This window comes from Pseudomonas sp. NPDC089996 (genome assembly GCF_044748405.1).
Classification (GTDB): domain Bacteria; phylum Pseudomonadota; class Gammaproteobacteria; order Pseudomonadales; family Pseudomonadaceae; genus Aquipseudomonas.
The window spans coordinates 31,966-52,647 of record NZ_JBIVGA010000016.1; the positions used below are offsets into that span (position 1 = coordinate 31,966).

21 protein-coding genes are annotated in these 20,682 nt (G+C 62.7%); 13 read left to right on the top strand and 8 right to left on the bottom strand.

The annotated features are described in order from the left end of the window. Positions 1 to 181: 181 nt before the first annotated feature. Positions 182 to 1,057, bottom strand: coding sequence for a DMT family transporter (locus tag ACIPW4_RS23185; RefSeq protein ID WP_400661890.1), 876 nt, complete (start codon positions 1,055 to 1,057; stop codon positions 182 to 184). A gap of 226 nt (positions 1,058 to 1,283) precedes the next feature. Here ACIPW4_RS23185 and aceK point away from each other — a divergent pair, with 226 nt between their 5' ends. Next, the gene (gene aceK, locus ACIPW4_RS23190; protein ID WP_400661892.1) at positions 1,284 to 2,993 is read left to right on the top strand and encodes a bifunctional isocitrate dehydrogenase kinase/phosphatase; all 1,710 of its coding nucleotides are present in this window, start codon (positions 1,284 to 1,286) and stop codon (positions 2,991 to 2,993) included. A 34-nt stretch (positions 2,994 to 3,027) separates the two neighbouring features. Here aceK and ACIPW4_RS23195 read toward each other — a convergent pair whose 3' ends face one another. Continuing rightward, on the bottom strand, positions 3,028 to 3,888 hold the full coding sequence (locus ACIPW4_RS23195; protein WP_400661895.1) for a DUF6279 family lipoprotein: 861 nt from the start codon (positions 3,886 to 3,888) through the stop codon (positions 3,028 to 3,030). A gap of 130 nt (positions 3,889 to 4,018) precedes the next feature. Between ACIPW4_RS23195 and ACIPW4_RS23200 the strand changes: the two genes are divergently transcribed. After that, the gene (locus tag ACIPW4_RS23200; protein ID WP_400661897.1) at positions 4,019 to 4,855 is read left to right on the top strand and encodes a S1 RNA-binding domain-containing protein; all 837 of its coding nucleotides are present in this window, start codon (positions 4,019 to 4,021) and stop codon (positions 4,853 to 4,855) included. Here ACIPW4_RS23200 and ACIPW4_RS23205 read toward each other — a convergent pair whose 3' ends face one another. Together ACIPW4_RS23205 and ACIPW4_RS23210 are read right to left on the bottom strand one after the other, a co-directional pair. Continuing rightward, entirely contained in the window at positions 4,856 to 5,236 is a 381-nt protein-coding gene (locus tag ACIPW4_RS23205) for a hypothetical protein (RefSeq protein WP_400661900.1), read from the bottom strand. A gap of 173 nt (positions 5,237 to 5,409) precedes the next feature. Continuing rightward, positions 5,410 to 6,879: a nitrous oxide reductase family maturation protein NosD gene (locus tag ACIPW4_RS23210; RefSeq protein ID WP_400661902.1), complete on the bottom strand. Its 1,470-nt coding sequence runs from the start codon at positions 6,877 to 6,879 to the stop codon at positions 5,410 to 5,412. 222 nt (positions 6,880 to 7,101) lie between these two features. On the opposite strand from ACIPW4_RS23210, the gene ACIPW4_RS23215 reads away from it, so the two are divergent. The 3 genes from ACIPW4_RS23215 (at position 7,102) to def (ending at position 8,919) form a co-directional block, all read left to right on the top strand. Continuing rightward, a complete protein-coding gene (locus tag ACIPW4_RS23215; protein WP_346611622.1) occupies positions 7,102 to 7,281 on the top strand; it encodes a CsbD family protein in 180 nt (59 codons plus the stop codon). A 151-nt stretch (positions 7,282 to 7,432) separates the two neighbouring features. After that, a complete protein-coding gene (locus ACIPW4_RS23220) occupies positions 7,433 to 8,386 on the top strand; it encodes a YihY/virulence factor BrkB family protein (protein ID WP_400661905.1) in 954 nt (317 codons plus the stop codon). Continuing rightward, on the top strand, positions 8,383 to 8,919 hold the full coding sequence (gene def, locus ACIPW4_RS23225) for a peptide deformylase (RefSeq protein ID WP_400661908.1): 537 nt from the start codon (positions 8,383 to 8,385) through the stop codon (positions 8,917 to 8,919). Before ACIPW4_RS23220 ends, def begins: the two co-directional genes overlap by 4 nt. Here def and ACIPW4_RS23230 read toward each other — a convergent pair. Continuing rightward, the gene (locus ACIPW4_RS23230) at positions 8,874 to 9,323 is read right to left on the bottom strand and encodes a GNAT family N-acetyltransferase (protein WP_400661911.1); all 450 of its coding nucleotides are present in this window, start codon (positions 9,321 to 9,323) and stop codon (positions 8,874 to 8,876) included. The genes def and ACIPW4_RS23230 overlap by 46 nt on opposite strands. A 276-nt stretch (positions 9,324 to 9,599) precedes the next feature. On the opposite strand from ACIPW4_RS23230, the gene ACIPW4_RS23235 reads away from it, so the two are divergent. The 6 genes from ACIPW4_RS23235 (at position 9,600) to ACIPW4_RS23260 (ending at position 13,735) form a co-directional block, all read left to right on the top strand. Further along, the gene (locus tag ACIPW4_RS23235; RefSeq protein ID WP_051099450.1) at positions 9,600 to 9,857 is read left to right on the top strand and encodes a DUF2790 domain-containing protein; all 258 of its coding nucleotides are present in this window, start codon (positions 9,600 to 9,602) and stop codon (positions 9,855 to 9,857) included. A 111-nt stretch (positions 9,858 to 9,968) separates the two neighbouring features. Further along, positions 9,969 to 10,934, top strand: coding sequence for a threonine dehydratase (locus tag ACIPW4_RS23240; protein WP_400661914.1), 966 nt, complete (start codon positions 9,969 to 9,971; stop codon positions 10,932 to 10,934). Positions 10,935 to 11,175: 241 nt separating this feature from the next. Beyond that, on the top strand, positions 11,176 to 11,601 hold the full coding sequence (locus tag ACIPW4_RS23245) for a YybH family protein (RefSeq protein ID WP_400661917.1): 426 nt from the start codon (positions 11,176 to 11,178) through the stop codon (positions 11,599 to 11,601). Between the two features lie 43 nt (positions 11,602 to 11,644). After that, positions 11,645 to 11,989, top strand: a complete 345-nt coding sequence (locus tag ACIPW4_RS23250; RefSeq protein ID WP_400661919.1) for a YciI family protein — start codon at positions 11,645 to 11,647, stop codon at positions 11,987 to 11,989. Between the two features lie 22 nt (positions 11,990 to 12,011). Beyond that, positions 12,012 to 12,497 carry an SRPBCC family protein gene (locus tag ACIPW4_RS23255; RefSeq protein ID WP_400661922.1) on the top strand — a complete coding sequence of 162 codons (486 nt, stop codon included), beginning with the start codon at positions 12,012 to 12,014 and terminating at the stop codon, positions 12,495 to 12,497. After that, complete coding sequence (locus ACIPW4_RS23260) at positions 12,497 to 13,735, top strand: RNA polymerase sigma factor (protein WP_400661925.1); 1,239 nt, start codon at positions 12,497 to 12,499, stop codon at positions 13,733 to 13,735. The genes ACIPW4_RS23255 and ACIPW4_RS23260 overlap by 1 nt, the downstream gene beginning before the upstream one ends. 113 nt (positions 13,736 to 13,848) lie before the next feature. Here ACIPW4_RS23260 and ACIPW4_RS23265 read toward each other — a convergent pair whose 3' ends face one another. After that, positions 13,849 to 14,319, bottom strand: a complete 471-nt coding sequence (locus ACIPW4_RS23265) for a MaoC family dehydratase (RefSeq protein ID WP_400661927.1) — start codon at positions 14,317 to 14,319, stop codon at positions 13,849 to 13,851. 34 nt (positions 14,320 to 14,353) lie between these two features. Further along, positions 14,354 to 15,298 (bottom strand): lysophospholipase, encoded by a 945-nt coding sequence (locus ACIPW4_RS23270; protein ID WP_400661930.1) that lies wholly within the window; start codon positions 15,296 to 15,298, stop codon positions 14,354 to 14,356. A 210-nt stretch (positions 15,299 to 15,508) separates the two neighbouring features. On the opposite strand from ACIPW4_RS23270, the gene fadD2 reads away from it, so the two are divergent. Both fadD2 and fadD1 read left to right on the top strand, forming a co-directional pair. Continuing rightward, entirely contained in the window at positions 15,509 to 17,197 is a 1,689-nt protein-coding gene (gene fadD2 / locus ACIPW4_RS23275) for a long-chain-fatty-acid--CoA ligase FadD2 (RefSeq protein ID WP_400661932.1), read from the top strand. Between the two features lie 322 nt (positions 17,198 to 17,519). Beyond that, positions 17,520 to 19,217 (top strand): long-chain-fatty-acid--CoA ligase FadD1, encoded by a 1,698-nt coding sequence (gene fadD1, locus ACIPW4_RS23280; RefSeq protein ID WP_400661935.1) that lies wholly within the window; start codon positions 17,520 to 17,522, stop codon positions 19,215 to 19,217. Between the two features lie 148 nt (positions 19,218 to 19,365). On the opposite strand, the gene ACIPW4_RS23285 is transcribed toward fadD1, so the two are convergent. Then, positions 19,366 to 20,673: an NAD(P)/FAD-dependent oxidoreductase gene (locus ACIPW4_RS23285; RefSeq protein ID WP_400661938.1), complete on the bottom strand. Its 1,308-nt coding sequence runs from the start codon at positions 20,671 to 20,673 to the stop codon at positions 19,366 to 19,368. Positions 20,674 to 20,682: the final 9 nt, after the last annotated feature.

The following is a 20,682-nucleotide window of genomic DNA, read 5'->3' on the forward strand; positions in this document are numbered from 1 at the left end:
GGTAACGCAGGCGGGGGGTGGTTTCGCAGGTGAAACAAGTACTTGCAGTTAATGCGATCGCTTGTAGGAGCGGCCTTGTGTCGCGAAAGGGCTGCGCAGCGGCCCCAGCTATACCGGCACTGTTGTCGAAATCCTGGGGCCGCTGCGCAGCCCTTTCGCGACACAAGGCCGCTCCTACAGGTCAGTTACGGGCGGGGCGCAGCACCAGCCACAGCGCCAGGCCAATCAGCAGGCCGCCGTACAGATGCGCCATCGACAGCGGCTCGCCCAGCAACCAGGCGCCCCAGAGCACGCCGAACACGGGAATGAGGAAGGTCACGGTACTGGCCATGACCGGGCCGATTTCGGCCAGCAGGCGGAAGTACAGGATGTAGGCGAAGGCCGTGCACAGCAAACCGAGGCCCAGCAGCGACAGCCATACCTGCCAGCCGCCCCAGCTTGCCGGTGGCTGGGTGAGCGCGCTCCAGGCGAACAGCGGGCTCATCAGCAAGGTCGCACCGAGCATGCTGCCCAGGGCCGACAGGCGGCTGTCCAGGCCGCTGATCCAGCGCCGAGCGAGGAAACCGGCAAAGCCGTAGCAGGTGGTGGCCGCCAGGCACGCCAGGGCGCCTTGCACCAGGGCCATGTCCAGCGCCACCGGGCCGGCGCCGCTGAGGATGCCGACGCCGAACAGGCCGAGGAAGATGCCGGCCAGCTTGGGCAAGGTCATGCGCTCGCGGAAGAACAGTGCGCCTATCAGCACCCCCATCAACGGCGTGGTGGCATTGAAAATGGCCGAGTAACCGGCAGGCAGCACCTGCGCTGCCACCGAATAGAAGGTGGCCGGGATACCTGAGTTGATCATGCCCAGTACCAGGCAGGCGCCGAGTTTGCCGTCGAAGTTCCAGCGCACCCGGGTGGCGGCGAGGATGGCGATCAGGCCCAGGCAGGCAATGGAGACGCGGAAGAACGCGGTGGGGATGGTGCCCAGCTCCGGGGCGATGATGCGCATGAACAGGAAGCTCGCCCCCCAGACAGCGGCAAGGGTCAGCAGGCGGGCAAGGGCGATGGGGCTCACAACGGTCTCCGGGGACAGGGCAGGGCGCGAGTGTACGTCACTGAACTGGGTGATTCTTGTGCTTTCTTGCGCTGTAAACCTACACCGGCCTCTTCGCGGGCACGCCCGCTCCCACAGGTATTGAGCCAGGCTCGAAGCTTGCGCAGAACCTGTGGGAGCGGGCGTGCCCGCGAAGAGGCCAGTGCAGGCTAATCTGTTTAATTCCACCAGCCCCGAGGTGTTGCGCATGACCCAGCATTGGCCCGCCGGCGAGATCGCGCGGATGATCCTCGATGGCTTCGACGACTACCGCGAGCACTTTCGCCGCATCACCCTCGGCGCCCGCGAGCGCTTCGAACAGGCGCGCTGGCAGGACATCCAGCGGGCATCGGCAGTGCGCATCAACCTTTATGAACAGAAAGTCGGCGAGGTCAACGCCTGGCTGCGCGATGGTTTCGACGAAGAGGTGCTGCTGGAGGTGGAGCAGTGGCCGCTGGTGAAAAGCGCCTACATCCGCCTGATCGACCCGCGGCTGGACGACGAACTGGCGGAGACCTGGTACAACTCGCTGTTCTGTAGCCTGTTCAGCCATGACCAGATCAGCGACGGCTGCATGTTCATCCACACCACCCGGCCCTCCATTCGCAGCCACGAACGTGCCGCGCAGACCCGTACCTACACGCCCGAAGGCAGCCTCAAGGGGCTGTTGCGGGCCATTCTCGCTGACTATGCCTTTGCCTATGGCGACCTCGAAGGCGATGTGACACGCCTTGAAGATCAATTGAAGGAATGCCTGCCGGACTGGGTGTGCAAGGACCCGGCCCTGGCCGTGGAGCTGTTCGTGCCGGTGCTGTACCGCAACAAGGGGGCCTACCTGGTTGGCCGCCTGTACAACGCCGACGAGCAGTGGCCGCTGGTGATCGCGCTGCTGCACCGCGAAGGCCATGGCATAGAGGCCGATGCGCTGATCACCGACGAGGCCGAGGTGTCGATCATCTTCTCGTTCACCCGTTCCTACTTCATGGCCGATGTGCCAGTGCCGGCGGAATTCGTCAATTTCCTCAAGCGCATCCTGCCGGGCAAGCACATTGCCGAGCTGTACACCTCGATCGGCTTCTACAAGCAGGGCAAGTCGGAGTTCTACCGCGCCCTGATCAACCACCTGGCCAGCAGCGACGACCGCTTCGTCATGGCCCCCGGGGTGCGCGGCATGGTCATGAGCGTGTTCACCCTGCCGGGTTTCAACACCGTGTTCAAGATCATCAAGGACCGCTTCTCACCGTCCAAGACCGTCGACCGGGCCACGGTGATCGACAAGTACCGGTTGGTGAAAAGCGTCGACCGGGTGGGGCGCATGGCCGATACCCAGGAATTCGCCGACTTCCGCTTCCCGCGTGGCAAGTTCGACCCGGAGTGCCTGGCCGAGTTGCTGGAGGTGGCGCCGTCGACCGTGGCGCTTGAAGGTGACACAGTGCTGGTGCGCCACTGCTGGACCGAGCGGCGCATGACCCCGCTCAACCTGTACCTGGAGCACGCCAGCGAAGGGCAGGTGCTCGAAGCGCTGGAGGACTATGGGTTGGCCATCAAGCAGCTGGCGGCGGCGAACATCTTCCCGGGTGACATGTTGCTGAAGAACTTCGGCGTGACCCGGCATGGGCGGGTGGTGTTCTACGACTATGACGAGATCAGCTTCCTCACCGAGGTGAACTTCAGGCACATCCCGCCGCCGCGCTACCCGGAGGATGAGATGTCAGGCGAGCCGTGGTACTCGATTGGGCCGCACGACGTGTTTCCCGAGGAGTTCCCGCCGTTCCTGTTTGCCGATATCGGCCAGCGCCGGTTGTTCAGCCGCTTGCATGGGGAGTTGTATGACGCGGACTACTGGAAGGGGCTGCAGGCGGCGATCAGGGAAGGCAAGGTGATCGATGTGTTCCCGTATCGGCGCAAGGGCCGTTGATCCTGGGTTTACAGGCCGGGCCTGCTGTCAATATTCAGCTTTTCAGGCACTTCATCTCGCTGAAGTCGGTGCGGACTTTAGCCAGCCGCTCCTGCAGAAACTGCCGCTGCGCCGGGCTGCTCAAGTGCACCAGGTCCACAAGCAAGCTGCGCGCCTGCTGCTCGGTATTCTCGAACGCCGCGCGATATTCCGGCGTCCACAGGCTTTCCTTGCGTTGCAGCAGGGTCGCCAGGCGCGGCCCGAAGCTGGCGTCATTGCGTTGGTTCATGGCCAGCATCAGCTGCTGTTGCCAGTGCTGGCGGTTGGCGATCCACTCGCGGTTCTGATCACCCAGCGCCCGGGACCAGGCCTGCACACGCTGGCGTTGGGCGGCATCGAGTTCACCGAACCAGTTGTTCAGGCGTTTTTCCATGCGCTCGGTGCGGCGGGCAATCTGCTTGTCCAGTGGGGTGTCGACGTATTTTTTCTGCCGTTCACTGATGTCGTCACGAAACGCATCGCGCATCTCGGCGACCTGTTGGTCATTCATCCCGCGCAGCAATTCGGTGGCCGACGGGGTGATTTCCTTGGCCACACGGCCGATCGCCTGGCGCGCTTCCACCGTGCGCTGTTGCAGTGCCTGGTCGGTCACCTGGTCCTCGGCGACCATGTCGCGCACCCGGTCGAGCCAGTCGAGGTAGCCTGGCAGCTGGGTCTTGCAGTGCCAGGCCAGGTGCTGCTTGAGCCGTTCGTCGAGCAATGCTTTCTGCTCACCGTTCATCGCCAGGTAATCGCCCAGCGACCAAGGCACCAGGCGGTCGAGGTTGCGGTACGCCAGGTCGATGCGGCTACAGGCCGCCAGTGCCACGGCGCAGGTGATGGCGATGAGCAGGGCTTTGGACAGGCGTACAGGCATGTGCGGGTCCTTGCTGTGGCTGGCCATTCGGTAGACGCAAGGGCAGCGGGGCGGTTCCGCCGAATCACCGATCGGGCAGCGCAGTGGCTTCAGGTGTAGAATAGCCGCCTTGTCTTGAGGAACATCGGAAATGGCTCTGCTTGGGCGTTACAACAGTTTGCAAATCGTGAAACACGTGGAATTCGGCCTGTACCTGGACGGCGGGTCCGACGGTGAGATCCTGCTGCCAGGGCGTTACATCCCGAAGAACGCCGAAACCGAGGTCGACGACTGGCTGAACGTGTTCCTCTATCTGGACAGCGATGACAAGCTCATTGCCACCACCGAGAAGCCCAAGGTGCAGGTCGGCGAGTTCGCCAGCCTCAAGGTCAAGGACATCAACGGCGCCGGCATCTTCCTGGATTGGGGGCTGCCCAAGGACTTGCTGATGCCGTATTCCGAAGAAACCCGGCAACTGAAGATCGGCGATTACTGCGTGGTGCATGCCTACCTCGACAAACGCACCCGCCGCATCACCGCCACTTCACGCCTGGACCGCTACCTGGACGTTACCCCGGCTCAGTACCAGGTTGGCCAGCCGGTCCAGTTGCTGGTGGCCGGCGAGACGCCGATGGGCTTCAAGGCCATCATCAACAACCGCCACTGGGGCCTGATTCACAAGAACGAGGTGTTCAAGTTCCTGCGTTCGGGCATGCACGTGGATGGCTTCATCAAGGAAGTGCGCCATGACGGCAAGATCGCCCTGAGCCTGCAGCCGGTCGGCCAGACGCTGGGCGATGACCTACAGGCGAACATCATGACGCGCCTGGAAGCCGAAGGCGGGGTGTTGGCGGTGAGCGACAAGAGCGCCCCGGAAGTGATCAGCCAGATGTTCAACGTCAGCAAGGGCAACTTCAAGAAGGCCATTGGCGGGTTGTTCAAGCAAGGCCGCATCGTCATCCATGACGATCGCATCGAAAAGGCCTGATCAGGCCTGCAGGAAGGTCCGGAAGTCCAGTTGCTCGCCACCCGGGCGGGTGTCGCGCAGCAGCGAGTCGCGGTCGGCGCTCAGGGCCAGGCTGATGGTCGAGCGGCGCTTGCCGGGGTTGCGTACTTCCATTTGTTCCTGGTGAGCACGCAGGAAGTTGACCGGCACCTTCAGGTGCTGCAGCTCGTCGCTTTCCGGGCTGTGGAGCAGCAGGTTGACCCAGTCGGGCTGCCCTTTGCGCAGCAGTGCCACCGGCACCTCGAACCACCACAGGTTGCGCTTGCGGTCGAGAATGGCGAACAGGGTGTTGGCGCTGGTCAGCACCGGGTTGGCCAGGGCCTGGTTGCGGCGGGCGATGGCGGCGGGTTTGTCGAGTTTCATGCAGGTTCCTGCGGGTTGACGCTTGATTAGGGCTGCATTGTGAGGGGTGGCACCCGGCGCGGCAAGGTTTGACGGCCCTTTCGCGGGTAAACCCGCTCCACAGGGATTGTGCAATATCTGAAGACAGCACAGTCCCTGTGGGAGCGGGCTTGCCCGCGAAGAGGCCAGAAGCCTCAACGGCTAAACGGCCTGCTCAACTCGGAGGTAGCCCCATCCGCAGTGGTCACCGTCGCCGTAAAGCTCTTCAACTCGCCGACGTTCTCCAGCACCTGGGCAAACCGCGCCTGCCCCTTGTCATCGCTGTTCACCAGCACATCCCCCAGATATTGCTCCGCCTCGGCCCCATCCGTCTGAGCATTGCCAAACACCTCGATGCGCAACAGGCTCGCTGCCGGCCCCTGCACTTCGCCCCGCAGCACATTGCCGTCCAGCGCGATCAGCTGTGGCGGCTGCTGGTTGTGGTTGGGCAGCGGCTGGCACGGTTTGGGCTCGCCCTGGGCATCGCAGATGATCGCCTGGTCCTGCTTCGGCAAATCCCCGCCAACCCCGCGCGAGCCCACGTACAGCGCATGCGCCTGGGCCGGCACGCCAAAGACGATGGCACCGGTTCGCTGGTCGGGCACGCATGAGCCACCGGCTTCACAACGGCGGATATCCTGGCTGTTGCCCCAGATGCGGTTGCCGCTCAGGCGCGTGCTGGTGACATCCGGCTCTGGGCGCAGGGCCACGCCGATGCGGTTGCCGTGGATCAGGTTGCCGTCGAGGATGTTGCCTTCGCCGGTGACACTGACGCCGATCGAGTTGCCGCTGAACGTGTTGGCGCCAAGGTAGTTGCGCTTGCCCCAGTTGATCTGCAGGCCGTCTGAGTAGTTCTCGAAACGGTTGCGCACCACGGTGTTGTCGTTGCCCAGCAGGATCTCGATGCCCTGGGACGGCTCGGGGTTGGCTGCGGTGGAACGGAACAGGTTATCGGCCACCAGGTTGAAGGCCGCGCCGCGAGTCAGCTCGAGGCCATCACCGTTGTCGATCAGCTGGTTGCGCAGCACCTTGTTGTTGATCGTGGTAGTGGCCGTGGGATTGCCGTCACCGTCGTCGCCCGTGAGCATGATGCCGGCGCCGCCTTTGTTGGCGACGATGCGGTTGTCTTCGATGACGTTGCCACTGGCGCGGTTGACCAGGATGCCGATGCAGAAGTTGCGCACCTCCAGGCCACTCAGGTGCACGCCCTGGGTATCACGCAGCACCAGCCCCGGGTGGGTGGTGGTGCGTACGTTGGTGCCGAACTGGCCGGGCAGGGCGCCGGGGCAGGTGCGCACGCCCTGGTCCTTGATGTAGCCCGAGCCGTCGATGGCAATGTACTGGCCGTCACGGGCCCACGGCAGGCCGGTGATTTGCACCGGGCCCTTGATTTCCGGCAGCGCCCGGGTCGGGCGAATCACGTAGGGCGGCTTGCCTACCGCAGCGATGTCGATTTGGTAGTGGCCGGGGTTCTGGTTGCTGGTTTCGATGGCCCAGCGCAGGGTGCCGGGTTGGCCGTCGTCGGCATATCGCTCGACTTTCAGGGTTTCGCTGGCCGGTGCGGCGGCCAGGGTAGGCATGGGCAGCAGCGGCAAAAAAGCCGCAAGCAGGGGCATCAGAAGCATTGGGAAATATCCGGAAACTGTTGTTTTTATACGCAGGTTGGCAGCGATTCTAGGGCAGCCGTCGGGCCTTGAGCAGTCAGGTTGGCCCTATTCGGTGCGGTATTCGCCCGCAGATTCACCGTTCGGCTTGGACCAGCCAAATTGATTGAAACTCTTGTAGAAGCTGCCCAGTCCACAGACTGTCGACACGGTTCACGTGTCTCCATTTGCAGGAGATTTGCCATGAGCGGCACCAAAGACAAAGCGAAAGGCCTGGCCAATGAAGCGGTCGGTAACATCAAGCAGGGTGTTGGCAAGGTGACCGACAACGACAAACTGCGCGCCGAGGGTAAAGCCCAGGAGCTGAAGGGCGAAGCGCAGCAGGTCAAAGGCGATGTCAAAGATGCGGTGAAGAAGCCTTGATCTGATGTGCACTGCACCGGTCTCATCGTTCAACGTATGGAGGAGGCCGGTGCAGGTTTTTCTTCTGGCTTGGCCGGGAGCAGTACATCACCGGCGTGGTCTATTAGACTTGACCGTTGTACTCAAGAATCAAGCGGCGAAAGGAGACGCTATGATTTTCCCCGCTCTGCAGGGCCTGCCTTTGCATCGCGTGCTGATACGCACCGTGAAAGAGTTCGTCGACGACGAGATGTCGACCTATGCATCTGCGCTGGCTTACCAGATGCTCTTTTCGCTATTCCCCTTCCTGCTGTTCCTTATTGCCCTGATCGGTTTCCTGCATCTTCCGGATTTTTTTTCCTGGCTGCGCTTGCAGTCGGAGCTTGTGCTGCCGCCACAGGCGCTTGACCTGGTGAACCCGGTCATCGACCAGTTGCAGCAGTCCAAGGGTGGGCTGTTATCGGTCGGTATCGTGATTGCGCTGTGGACTGCTTCGGCCGGTGTGCGCCTGATGATGAGCGCCATGAATGCGGCCTATGACGTGCCTGAAGGGCGACCAGTCTGGAAGCGCATACCGCTTTCGATCATCTACACCATCGGTATTGCAGGCATGCTGCTGGTGTCGGCGGCATTGATGGTGCTGGGGCCCCAGGTGATGGAGTGGATCGCGGCGCAGGTCGGCATGCAGGAGATGATCGTGGTGGTCTGGACCATCCTGCGTTGGCCCGCGATCATCATCCTGATGATGGTCGCGGTGGCACTGATGTACTACGTGATGCCTGACGTGAAGCAGAAGTTTCGCTTCATCACCCCAGGTTCGGTGCTGGCGGTAGTAGTATGGATCATTGCCTCCCTGGGCTTTGCCTACTACGTCAAGACCTTTGCCGACTACAACGCCATGTACGGCAGCATCGGTGCGATCATCGTGCTGTTGCTGTACTTCTACATTTCTGCCGCCGTGCTGTTGCTGGGCGCTGAAATGAATGCGGTGATCGAGCATATGTCGAGCGAGGGGAAAAACCCGGGCGAGAAGGATTTCGAGGGCGCCAGCCCCAAGGAAACCATCACCGTGCTCGGCCATGAACACCCGGTCGAGCCACAACCGACCGAGCCGAACCCGCGATGATCCGTGACATTCTCAAGATGGGCGACGAGCGCCTGCTGCGCATCGCCCCACCGGTGCCTGAACTCCTGATCGGCAGCAGCGAACTGCAGCAGCTGATCGACGACATGTTCGAAACCATGCACCACGTTGGTGGTGTGGGTCTGGCTGCGCCGCAGGTCGGTATCGACTTGCAGTTGGTGATTTTCGGTTTCGAGCGCAGCGAGCGTTACCCGGACGCCGAGCCGGTGCCACAGACCATCTTGCTCAACCCGGTAATCACACCGCTGACCACGGAGGTCGAGGACGGTTGGGAGGGCTGCCTGTCGGTGCCCGGCCTGCGCGGGGTGGTGCCGCGCTTCAGGCGCATCAGCTACGAAGGTATCGACCCGCTGGGTAATCCGATCAACCGCTTTGCCGATGGTTTCCATGCGCGGGTGGTGCAACACGAGTGCGACCACCTGATCGGCCGCTTGTACCCCTCGCGTATCCAGGACTTTGCCAGGTTCGGCTATACCGATGTGCTGTTTCCCGGGCTGGAAGACAACGACGACTGAGCGCGGACCATGGCCAGCAGGCTTTTGCTGCGCTGGTAACGTTGCAGGCGCGAGGCCAGGGCTTCGGGCAGTTCGGCAGTGATGTGAAAACCGAGGCGTTGGTAGTAGGCCGTGAGATCGGGATGGCAGAACAGCCAGGTCGGGCCGCTGTGCCCGGCCAGCGCTGCCTCGACCAACTGCGCGGCCACGCCACGCTTGCGTTGCTGCGGGGCAACGAACAAGCCAGTGAGCCAGTGGCCGTCGGCGACGGGATTGAGAGAAAGGCCGGCAACGATCCCGTTTTCGCGCGCCACCCATGATTCACCCTCATTGACCGCGCGCATGCGTGAACCCTGGTGCTTGTAGAAGAGTTCGAGCAATCGACGCTCGGGGCCGATAAGTCGGGCGCAGTGCAGGGTGGGCATGGGGATTCCTGGAGCGGTTGGCTCTAGCCCGGGGATTCCAGGCCGTCGAGGCGTTTCGCTTTGTCGCAGATTGTTGCAAATCCTGCAAGGGTGAATGTCCGACTTCAGGGTTCAACTATTCCCGGCCAGGAGTAGAATTTTACCTATTCCCCCTGGCAGTAGACGAAGCGGGATCGGTACTTCGTGTCATCTTCGCAGTTGATGACAACTTCTCCGCGCCATTGACGGCATCAGAAGTCAATCGATCAGCTGGATTGCTTTAAAGGCCAAACCCACATGAAACCATTACTGATTCTTGCACTGGTCGGTATGTCCTCGTTCGCCCTCGCCGATGAGGCCAAGCCGGTCTCCAGCGAGCCTGTGGTACAGCAGTACGACTATTCCATGAACCTCGACATCAAACGGGTGATCAACCTGTCGACCATCCCCAATGTCTGTGAAGTGGTGCCTGCGACCATGACCTATGAAGACCATCAAGGCCAGGTGCATACCATTCAGTACCGGGCGATGGGCGAGGGTTGCCAACAAGGTTGATGCAGGGCTGGCCCTGTCACCGCTCAGCCGGCGGCAGGGCCATGCCGATTTTACCAAACCTACCCAAGGCGATTAGGATCGGTGCCTCACGTACCGATAAGGATGATCGCCATGTTCGACCTCGCCGCCCTGCGCGAAGCCGCCGATTTCGTTCACCAGCACGTTCCTCCGACACCACAGCGCGCCTGGCCCCTGCTGGCCGAACGGGCGGGCTGCAAGCTTTGGGTCAAGCACGAAAACCACGCCCCCACCGGCGCCTTCAAGGTGCGCGGGGGGTTGGTGTATGTGCGTTCGCTGCTGGCCGCCGGCAAGCCCCCACGGGGCCTGGTCACCGCCACCCGTGGCAACCACGGCCAGAGCATGGCGCTGGCTGCCAGCCAGGCTGGTGTGCCGCTGGTGATCGTGGTGCCCGAGGGCAACTCGAAAGAGAAGAACGCTGCCATGCGCGCCCTTGGCGCCAAGTTGGTCGAGTACGGTGTCGACTTCGACGTGGCCCGCGAAGAGGCGGCCCGCCTGGCGGACGAGCTGGGCTATGACATGGTGCCGTCGTTCCACCCCGAGCTGGTACGCGGGGTGGCCACCTATGCCCTGGAGCTGTTCGAAGCCGTGGCTGACCTGGATTGCGTGTACGTGCCGATCGGCATGGGTTCGGGCATCTGCGGGCTGATCCAGGCGCGCAACCTGCTGGGGCTGAAGACCGAGATCGTCGGCGTGGTGTCCAGTGCCGCCGATGCCTACGCGCAGAGTTTCGAGCTGGGGCGCATCGTCACCACCGCCACCGCCGATACCTTTGCCGATGGCATGGCCTGCCGCGTGCCGCACCCGGATGCTTTCGCCCTGGTTCGCGAGCATGCTGCACGCATCGTGCGGGTCACCGACAGCGAAGTGGCAGAAGCCATGCGGATCTACCACGAAACCACCCATAACACTGCCGAGGGCGCCGGTGCTGCGGCGCTGGCGGCGTTACTGCAGGAGCGCGGGCGCCAGGCCGGCAAGCGAGTGGCAGTGGTGCTGAGCGGGGCCAACGTAGATCGCGAGCGTTATGCGCAGGTGCTGGCGGGTACTGAAAAATCCTGAATGATTATCGGCAGGTTGGTGTTGCGGTGATAGGTGCATGCCTTGAGATGTGTAGCGCCGGTGAGATCGAGCGCCGCCCGCGCGGCGCTCGATCTCATAGACGCTGCATAACCTAAGACATGCACCTCTAAAGCAAAATTCTCCTGTGGCCTGTCGATTTCTCCGTCTACCGTTCGACCAAGAGCTGAGGGTACGGACATACCTGTGCCCAAACGCTCATGAACGATCGGAGGATCACCCGATGAACACTGCAGCAGAAAAAGAAATCCAACAGCTTATCGAGCACTGGATGCAGGCCGTGCGCGACCGCGACATCCCCGCCATCGTAGCGCCCTACGCCGATGACATCGTCGCCTTCGATGCCATACAGGCGCTGCAATTCAAGGGCAAGGCCGCCTATCAGGCGCACTGGGAAATGTGCATGAACATGTGCACCGGGCCCATGGTCTTCGAGCTCGCCCAGCTGACCGTGCATGCCGAAGGCGACCTGGCCCTGGCTCACTGGTTGAACCGCTGCGGCCCCGGGGATGACGAGAGCCAGTGCGGCTTCATGCGGGCCACCGTCGGTTACCGCAAGTCCGGCGGCCAGTGGCAGGTGATCCACGAACACTGGTCAGCACCGTTCGACATGGAAACCCAGAAAGCACTGTTCGATCTCAAGCCTTGATCGGCTATCGCCAAATGCACGTTGCCAACGCCTGGAGACGACCATGAAATACCTGTGCCTGGTCTATTGTGACGAAGGGCTGCTGCACTGCCTGCCCGACAGCCCGGAAGATGCCGAGTGCATGGCCTACGCCGAATCGCTGCAGGGCTCCGGGCGCATCATCGCGGCCGAGGCGCTGAAAACCGTGCAGACCGCCACCACCGTGCGCATGCGCGCAGGGCGAATGAGCATCACCGATGGCCCATTCGCCGAAACCAAGGAGCAGCTCGCGGGCTTCTACCTGGTCGATGCCCGTGACCTCAACGAGGCGCTGAACATCGCCAAGGGCATTCCGGCGGCGCGGGTCGGCAGTGTCGAGGTGCGGCCGGTGCGCGAACTGCAACCCTGAACAGCAACGGAGAACAACAAGAATGATCCTTGCCCAACCCGCACCTGCTCAGCACGAACTGTCCATCAGCCGCTTGATCGATGCCCCGCCTGCCAAGGTGTTCCGCGCCTGGACCGAGCCCGAATGGCTGATGCAGTGGTGGGGGCCGCATGGCATGACCACCCCGGAATGTGAAATGCAACTGTGGGTAGGGGGCCTGTTCCGTACAGTCATGCGTGCCCCGGATGGTTCCGAGTACCCGACCCAGGGCGTCTTCCTGGAAATTGCCGCACCGCGTCGGCTGGTGTTCACCGATGCCTTCGGGCCGGGTTGGGTGCCGTCGGACAAGGCTTTCATGACTGCTGTGATCAGCTTTGACGAAGAGCACGGCAAGACCCGTTACACCGCCCGTGCCTGGCACTGGAATGCAGCCGACAGCCGCGCCCATGAAGAAATGGGCTTCCATCAGGGCTGGGGAGAAAGCCTGGACCGCCTGGTAGAAGTGGTGACCCAGCGGATGCCCGACTGATGGCGGACCTGTTGCAGGTGCGCGCCGAAGTCGAAGTGGTGTACCGGCGTGATTCGCGGCGCATCCTGGCGACGCTGATCCGCCTGCTGGGGGATTTCGACCTGGCCGAGGAGGCCCTGCATGATGCCTTCTTCATTGCCGTCGAGCGCTGGCAGCGCGATGGCATCCCCGACAACCCGCGAGCCTGGCTGGTCTCGACCGGGCGCTTCAAAGCCATTGACGCCTTGCGCCGGCGCGCCCGTTTCGACCGCTCCCAGGCCGACCTGATCATGCTGATCGAAGGCCAGGGGCAGGACCCCAGTGAAGAGGAGCTGCTGGCCGATGACCGCCTGCGGCTGATTTTCACCTGCTGCCACCCGGCCCTGGCCGCCGACGCCCAGGTGCCACTGACCCTGCGCGAGGTCTGCGACCTGACCACCGAGCAGATTGCCCGGGCCTTCCTGCAGAGCCCCGCGACCATCGCCCAGCGCATCGTCCGCGCCAAGGCCAAGATTCGTGATGCCGGCATTCCTTACCAGGTCCCGGAGCTGCACGAGCTGCCAGAGCGCCTGGAGAGTGTGTTGCGGGTGATCTACCTGGTGTTCAACGAAGGTTACTCGGCGTCTTCGGGCGAGGCGTTGCTGCAACAGGAACTGAGCGATGAGGCGATCCGCCTTGGGCGCCTGCTGGTTCAGTTGCTGCCGGACGCTGAAGCGGTGGGTTTGCTGGCGCTGATGCTGTTGCAGGCCTCGCGGCAGCGTGCGCGCAGCGATGCGCAGGGCAATCTGATTTTGCTCGAACAGCAAGACCGCAGCCTGTGGGACCAGGAGCAGATTGCCGAAGGGTGCGAACTGGTGCGTTTGGCCTTGCGTAGCCGGGCGTTCGGCGCCTACACCGTGCAGGCAGCGATCGCGGCTGTGCATGCCGAGGCGGTGACGGCTGAAGAAACCGACTGGGCCGAGATTGTCGGGCTCTACGATGTGTTGCAACGGCACTGGCCGTCAGCGGTGGTGGCGCTCAACCGGGCGGTGGCGCTGGCCAAGCGTGACGGGGCGCAGGCGGGATTGGTGGCGGTGGAGGCGATTCTGGCGGCAGGGGAGCTGCGCGACTACCACCTGGCCCATGCGGCGCGAGCGGAGATGCACCAGCAGTTGGGGAATATCAATGAGGCGCGGGCGGCCTGGCGGAAGGCGCTGGAATTGACCCGTCAGGAGCCGGAACGGCGGCATATCGAGCGGCGTCTGCGCGAACTGATGTGATAGCTTTTCCGGCCCATTCACGGGCACGCCCGCTCCCACAGGGTTCAGTGCAGGCCAGGCAGGTAGTGCACCCTGTGGGAGCGGGCGTGCCCGCGAAGATCCAGGCCCTGTTATCAGCTGGCGACGAAGTTCGGCGGCGATACCAGTTCGACGGTCTGCTGCTTGCGCGGCGCCAGGATTTCGGCCACACCCTCGACCACCAACTCATCGTGCTGGTTGTACACATTGGTGGCGATACGCACCTTGAACTTCGGCAGCTTCTCGAGGATTTCCAGGCGCACGGTCAAGGTGTCGCCAATCTTCACCGGCTTCTGGAAGCTCATCTGCTGGCCCAGATAGATGGTGCCAGGGCCAGGCAGGGTGCAGGCCACTGCCGCGCTGATCAGCGCACCGCTGAACATGCCGTGGGCGATGCGTTCCTTGAACATGCTCTTGGCGGCGAATTCGGCGTCCAGGTGCACCGGGTTGTGGTCACCGGACATGGCGGCGAACAGCTGGATGTCACGTTCTTCGACGGATTTCTCGTATGTGGCCTTCTGGCCGACTTCTAGGGCTTCGTAAGGCGTGTTGCTGACCTGGGTCATCGGAGGTTCCTAAAGGGGCGGGCGAGGGCGTCAATCATTCACTGCGGGCAGGGCGGCCAAGGGCCAGCGCTTGCTCGAGCCAGGCGATGATATCAGCGGTGACCTCGTCGCGATTGAGTTCGTTGAGTACTTCGTGCCGCGCCTCAGGATAGACGCGAAGCTGTACATGTCTATTGCCGGTCGCGCGCAGGGCGTCGGCCAGATGGGTGAGACGCTTGCCGGCGCTCACCGGATCACATTCACCGCCAATGACCAGCAGGGGCAGGTTCGGGTCGATCTGCGCGAGGTTGCGCGGCTGGCTGATTTGCGCCAGGCCCTGCAGCAGGTCGAGCCACAGCTGGTTGCTGCAGCGAAAGCCGCACAGTGGATCGTCGACGTACTTGTCCACTTCCGCCGGGTCACGGCTGAGCCAGTCGAACGCCGTGCGGTTGGGCTTGAAGGCTTTGTTGAACGAGCCGAATGACAGCCACTCGATCACCGCGCTCTTGCCCAGTGGCCCCTGGCGCCAGGCCTCCAGGCGCGCAATTAGGCGTGCCGCCCGATACAGCGCAGCGGGCTGGAAATTGGAGCCACTGAGAATCGCCCCCTGCAGGCTGGCACTGTGGTGCATGAGGTAGGCCTGGGCGATGTAGCTGCCCATGCTGTGGCCGAGCAGAAACAGCGGTGTACAGGGGAATTGCTGGCCGATGTGCTGGGCCAGCAGGCCCAGGTCGTCGACCACGGCATTCCAGCCCTGCTGCCGGGCGAACAGGCCGAGGTGGCCCTGTTCGGCGGTGCGCCCATGGCCGCGCAGGTCCGGCGCGAGCAGGGCATAGCCGGCATCGCCGAGGGCCTGGCCCAGGCGCTGGTAGCGCCCGGCATGCTCGGCCATGCCATGCGCCAGCAGCACCACGGCCTTGACCGGTGTGGCCGGCAGCCATTGGTGCACGTACAGCCGACAATGCTCGCTGGCCGGCAGCCAGAAGGCGTCATGGGGCATGGCGAATCCTTTGCGCGAAGGTGACCCGCACAGTGTATGCACAACCGGCTGAATTGCAGGAAGGCCACAAATAAGATTCACAATGTTAATGGCGGCACTTGGCGTATATGCCACCTCGGGCTTACCTGCTAACGTCGGTTTAACGCCTTTTTGCCATCAGGCAAACGGGACAAGGAATCCGTGCGGGCTCAGGCAGAGGAACAACAATAAATGCAAGCCGACTTCTGGAATGACAAACGCCCCGCGGGCGTGCCTTCCACCATCGACATCCACACCTACGCTTCGGTCATCGAGGTGTTCGAGCGCTCCTGCAAGCGCTTCGCCGAGCGCCCGGCGTTCAGCAACCTTGGCGTGACCCTGAGCTACGCCGAGCTCGAGCGCCATTCGGCAGCGTTCGCCGCCTGGCTGCAGCAGCACACCGACCTCAAGCCGGGTGACCGCATCGCGGTGCAGATGCCCAACGTCCTGCAGTACCCCATTGCCGTGTTCGGTGCCCTGCGCGCCGGGTTGATCGTGGTCAACACCAACCCGTTGTACACCGAGCGCGAAATGCGTCACCAGTTCAAGGATGCCGGCGCCCGCGCCCTGGTGTACTTGAACATGTTCGGCAAGCGCGTGCAGGAGGTGCTGCCCGATACCGGTATCGAGTACCTGATCGAGGCGAAGATGGGCGACCTGCTGCCCGCGGCCAAGGGCTGGCTGGTCAACACCGTGGTCGACAAGCTAAAGAAAATGGTCCCGGCCTATCATCTGCCCCAGGCCATCCCGTTCAAGCAGGTAGTGCGCGAAGGCCGCAGCCTGACGCACAAGCCGGTACCGCTCAGCCTCGACGACATCGCCGTGCTGCAGTACACCGGCGGCACTACAGGCCTGGCCAAGGGCGCCATGCTCACCCACGGCAACCTGGTGGCCAACATGCTGCAGGTGCTGGCGTGTTTTTCCCAGCACGGCCCGGATGGCCAGCGGCTGATCAAGGAAGGCCAGGAGGTGATGATCGCGCCACTGCCGCTGTACCACATCTATGCCTTCACCGCGAACTGCATGTGCATGATGGTCACCGGCAACCACAACGTGCTGATCACCAACCCGCGCGACATTGCAGGCTTCATCAAGGAATTGGGCAAGTGGCGTTTCTCGGCGCTGCTGGGGCTGAACACCTTGTTCGTCGCACTGATGGACCACCCGGGTTTCCGTCAGCTGGACTTTTCGGCACTGAAAGTCACCAACTCCGGCGGCACGGCGCTGGTCAAGGCCACTGCCGAGCGTTGGGAGCAACTCACGGGCTGTCGCATCGTCGAGGGCTATGGCCTGACCGAAACCTCGCCGGTGGCCAGCACCAACCCCTACGGTCAGCTGGCGCGCTTGGGTACCGTGGGTATTCCGGTGGCGGGCACGGCATTCAAGGTCATCGACGATGACGGCAACGAACAGCCACTGGGTGAGCGCGGCGAGTTGTGCATCAAGGGCCCGCAAGTGATGAAAGGCTACTGGCAGCAGCCGGAGGCCACGGCCCAGGCACTGGATGCCGAGGGCTGGTTCAAGACGGGCGATATCGCGGTGATCGACCCGGACGGGTTCACGCGCATTGTCGACCGCAAGAAGGACATGATCATCGTCTCCGGTTTCAATGTGTACCCCAACGAAATCGAAGACGTGGTGATGGGCCATCCGCAGGTCGCCAGCTGTGCGGCCATTGGCGTGCCCGACGAGCGCTCCGGGGAGGCGGTGAAGCTGTTTGTGGTGGCGCGCGAGGGTGGGCTGAACGTCGATGAGCTGAAGGCCTATTGCAAGGCCAACTTCACCGGCTACAAGGTGCCCAAGCACATCGTGGTACGTGAATCGTTGCCGATGACGCCAGTGGGCAAGATCTTGCGGCGCGAGTTGCGCGATATAGCCTGACACCGCGCGTGCTTCTTCGCGGGCAAGGCCGCTCCCACAGCGGGAGCGGCCTTGCCCGCGAATGCTTCAAGCGGCTCTGGAAGGCAAGTTACAGCCTGATTTGCGACATTTTGGTCAATTACTCTAAAAATGACTTGTATCGTTCATTGAGTCATTTTTGTGACTTGAGAGCCGGTCTTGGCCCCTAGGCGACCCCAATCAAAGCTGTTACTCTCGGCCCGCTTTCAGATGATACGGTTTGCAACGAACCGCCATCTCATATCAATAATAAACGCATAGACGCGTGAATCGAACTTCGCTGTTGCTGAAGGAGTGGGCTTCCATGATCGAAAATTTTTGGAAGGATAAATACCCAGCCGGGATTACGGCGGAAATCAATCCTGACGAATTCCCCAATATCCAGGCGGTACTCAAGCAATCCTGCCAACGCTTTGCCAATAAACCGGCCTTTAGCAACCTGGGCAAGACCATCACCTACGGCGAGCTCTATGCACTGTCAGGCGCTTTCGCGGCCTGGCTGCAGCAGCACACCGACCTCAAGCCAGGTGATCGCATCGCCGTCCAGCTGCCCAATGTCCTTCAGTACCCGGTAGCCGTATTCGGTGCCATGCGCGCTGGCCTGATCGTGGTCAACACCAACCCGCTGTATACCGTGCGGGAGATGGAGCACCAGTTCAACGACTCGGGCGCCAAGGCCCTGGTGTGCCTGGCCAACATGGCGCACCTGGCCGAGAAGGTGGTGCCCAAGACCCAGGTCAGGCACGTCATCGTCACCGAAGTGGCCGACCTGCTGCCGCCGCTCAAGCGCCTGCTGATCAACAGCGTCATCAAGTACGTGAAGAAGATGGTGCCGGCCTACAACCTGCCGCGCGCCGTACGCTTCAACGATACCCTGGCGCTGGGCAAGGGCCAGCCGGTCACCGAGGCCAACCCGCAAGCCAACGACGTGGCCGTGCTGCAGTACACCGGCGGTACCACCGGCGTGGCCAAGGGCGCGATGCTGACCCACCGCAACCTGGTGGCCAACATGTTGCAGTGCCGGGCCTTGATGGGTGCCAACCTGCAGGAAGGCTGCGAGATCCTCATCACTCCGCTGCCGCTGTATCACATCTATGCCTTTACCTTCCATTGCATGGCGATGATGCTGATCGGCAACCACAACGTGCTGATCAGCAACCCGCGCGACCTCCCGGCAATGGTCAAGGAACTGGGCAAGTGGAAGTTCAGTGGTTTTGTCGGCCTCAACACGCTGTTCGTCGCGCTGTGCAACAACGAGGCCTTCCGCGCCCTGGACTTCTCGGCGCTGAAGATCACCCTGTCCGGTGGCATGGCCCTGCAGCTGAGTGTGGCCGAGCGCTGGAAGAGCGTCACCGGCTGCGCCATCTGCGAAGGCTACGGCATGACCGAAACCAGCCCGGTGGCGGCGGTGAACCCGGCCCAGGCCAACCAGGTGGGGACCATCGGCATCCCGGTGCCATCGACCCTGTGCAAGGTCATCGACGACGCCGGCAACGAACTGCCGCTGGGCGAAACGGGCGAGTTGTGCGTCAAGGGCCCGCAGGTCATGAAAGGCTACTGGCAGCGTGAAGACGCCACCACCGAGATCCTCGACAGCGAGGGCTGGCTGAAGACCGGCGATATCGCCTTGATCCAGCCGGATGGCTATATGCGCATCGTCGACCGCAAGAAGGACATGATCCTGGTCTCGGGCTTCAACGTGTATCCCAACGAGCTGGAAGACGTGCTTGCCGCCTTGCCGGGCGTGCTGCAGTGTGCAGCCATTGGTGTGCCGGACGAGAAGTCGGGTGAAGTGATCAAGGTGTTTATCGTGGTCAAGCCTGGCATGACCGTGACCAAGGAGCAGGTGATGGAGCATATGCGCGCCAACGTCACCGGCTACAAGGTGCCGCGTTACATCGAGTTCCGCGATGCGCTGCCCACCACCAACGTCGGCAAGATCCTGCGCCGTGAACTGCGTGATGAAGAGCTGAAGAAACAGGGTTTGAAGAAGATCGCCTGATCGAAGCTTGCGCTGTCTTTGTAGGAGCGGCCTTGTGTCGCGAAAGGGCCGCAGAGCGGCCCCAGCAATTTCAGCATCACTGCTGAGAACCTGGGGCCGCTTTGCGGCCCTTTCGCGACACGAGGCCGCTCCCACAGAGGCCGCGCAATCAGCGCAGTTTCTCAAGCATCTGGTAGTACCACATCCCCGCTGCCAGCAGCGGGTTGCCCAGCAAATCCCCCATCGGCACCCGCACGTGCTTGCACTGCGCGAAGGTGTCGAACTTCTCCAGCGTTCCGGTCAGTGCCTCGGCCATGATCTCGCCCATGATGTGGCTGGTGGCGATCCCGTGCCCGGAATAACCCTGGCAGTACCACACGTTGTCCGACAGCTTGCCCAGTTGCGGAATGCGGTTGACCACGATGCCCATCGCGCAGCTCCACTGGAACTCGATCGGCACGCCTTTCAGCGCCGGGAAGGTACGCTCGATGCAGGGACGCAGCTCGCCTTCGATATCACGTGAATCCTTGCCCGAATAATTGGCACCGCCGCCGAACAGCAAGCGCTTGTCAGCCGTCAGGCGGTAGTAGTCGAGCACGAAGCGACAGTCGTACACCGCCAGGTCATGCGGGTTGATCTGCTCCGCCAGTTCGCCCAGAGGCGCCGTGGTGACGATACCGCCCATGGCCGGGAAGATCTTGCCCTTGAGCTGGCGCTTTTCCAGCTTGTGATAGACGTCGCCGGCAAGCATCACCTGGCGCGCTTCGACCCGGCCGTGGGCGGTTACCACCGCCGGGCGTGGGCCGTGGACGATGTCCAGCACCTCGGAGTTTTCGAAGATCAGCGCGCCCAGGCCATGAGCGGCGCGGGCTTCGCCCAGGCACAGGTTGAGTGGGTGCAGGTGCAGGTTGCGCAGATTTTTCAGTGCGCCCTGATACAGCGGGCTCTGCAGGTGTTCGGCGACGCCGTTACGGTCGAGCAGCTGCACCTGGTCGCCCATGCCGCGGCGTTCGGCCTCGGCCTGGAAGCTGCGCAGCTCCGCCATGTGCGAAGGTTTCATCGCCGCATGCAGATGGCCGCGCTTGAGGTCGCAGTCGATGCCGTAGCGCGCGACCCGCTGCTCGATGACCTGGTGCCCACGCCAGCGCAGGTGCCAGATGAAATCATCGACCTCGGCACCCAAATGCTTGCGCATCTGTGTGCGCATGGCCTCGTCGCCAGACAGGCTGCCGGTGACCTGCCCGCCGTTACGCCCGCTGGCACCCCAGCCGATACGGTTGGTCTCGACGATCGCCACCTTCAGGCCACGTTCGGCCAGCTCCACCGCAGTGGCCACGCCCGTGAAACCACCGCCGATGATGGCCACGTCGACCTGCACCGTGCCCTTGAGCTGCGGGTATTCGGTGTGGTCGTTCAGCGAGGCGCTGTAATAGGAAGGCGCGCGTTGGGCCGGGCCATTGTTCAATACTGCGTTCATGGGTGTTCC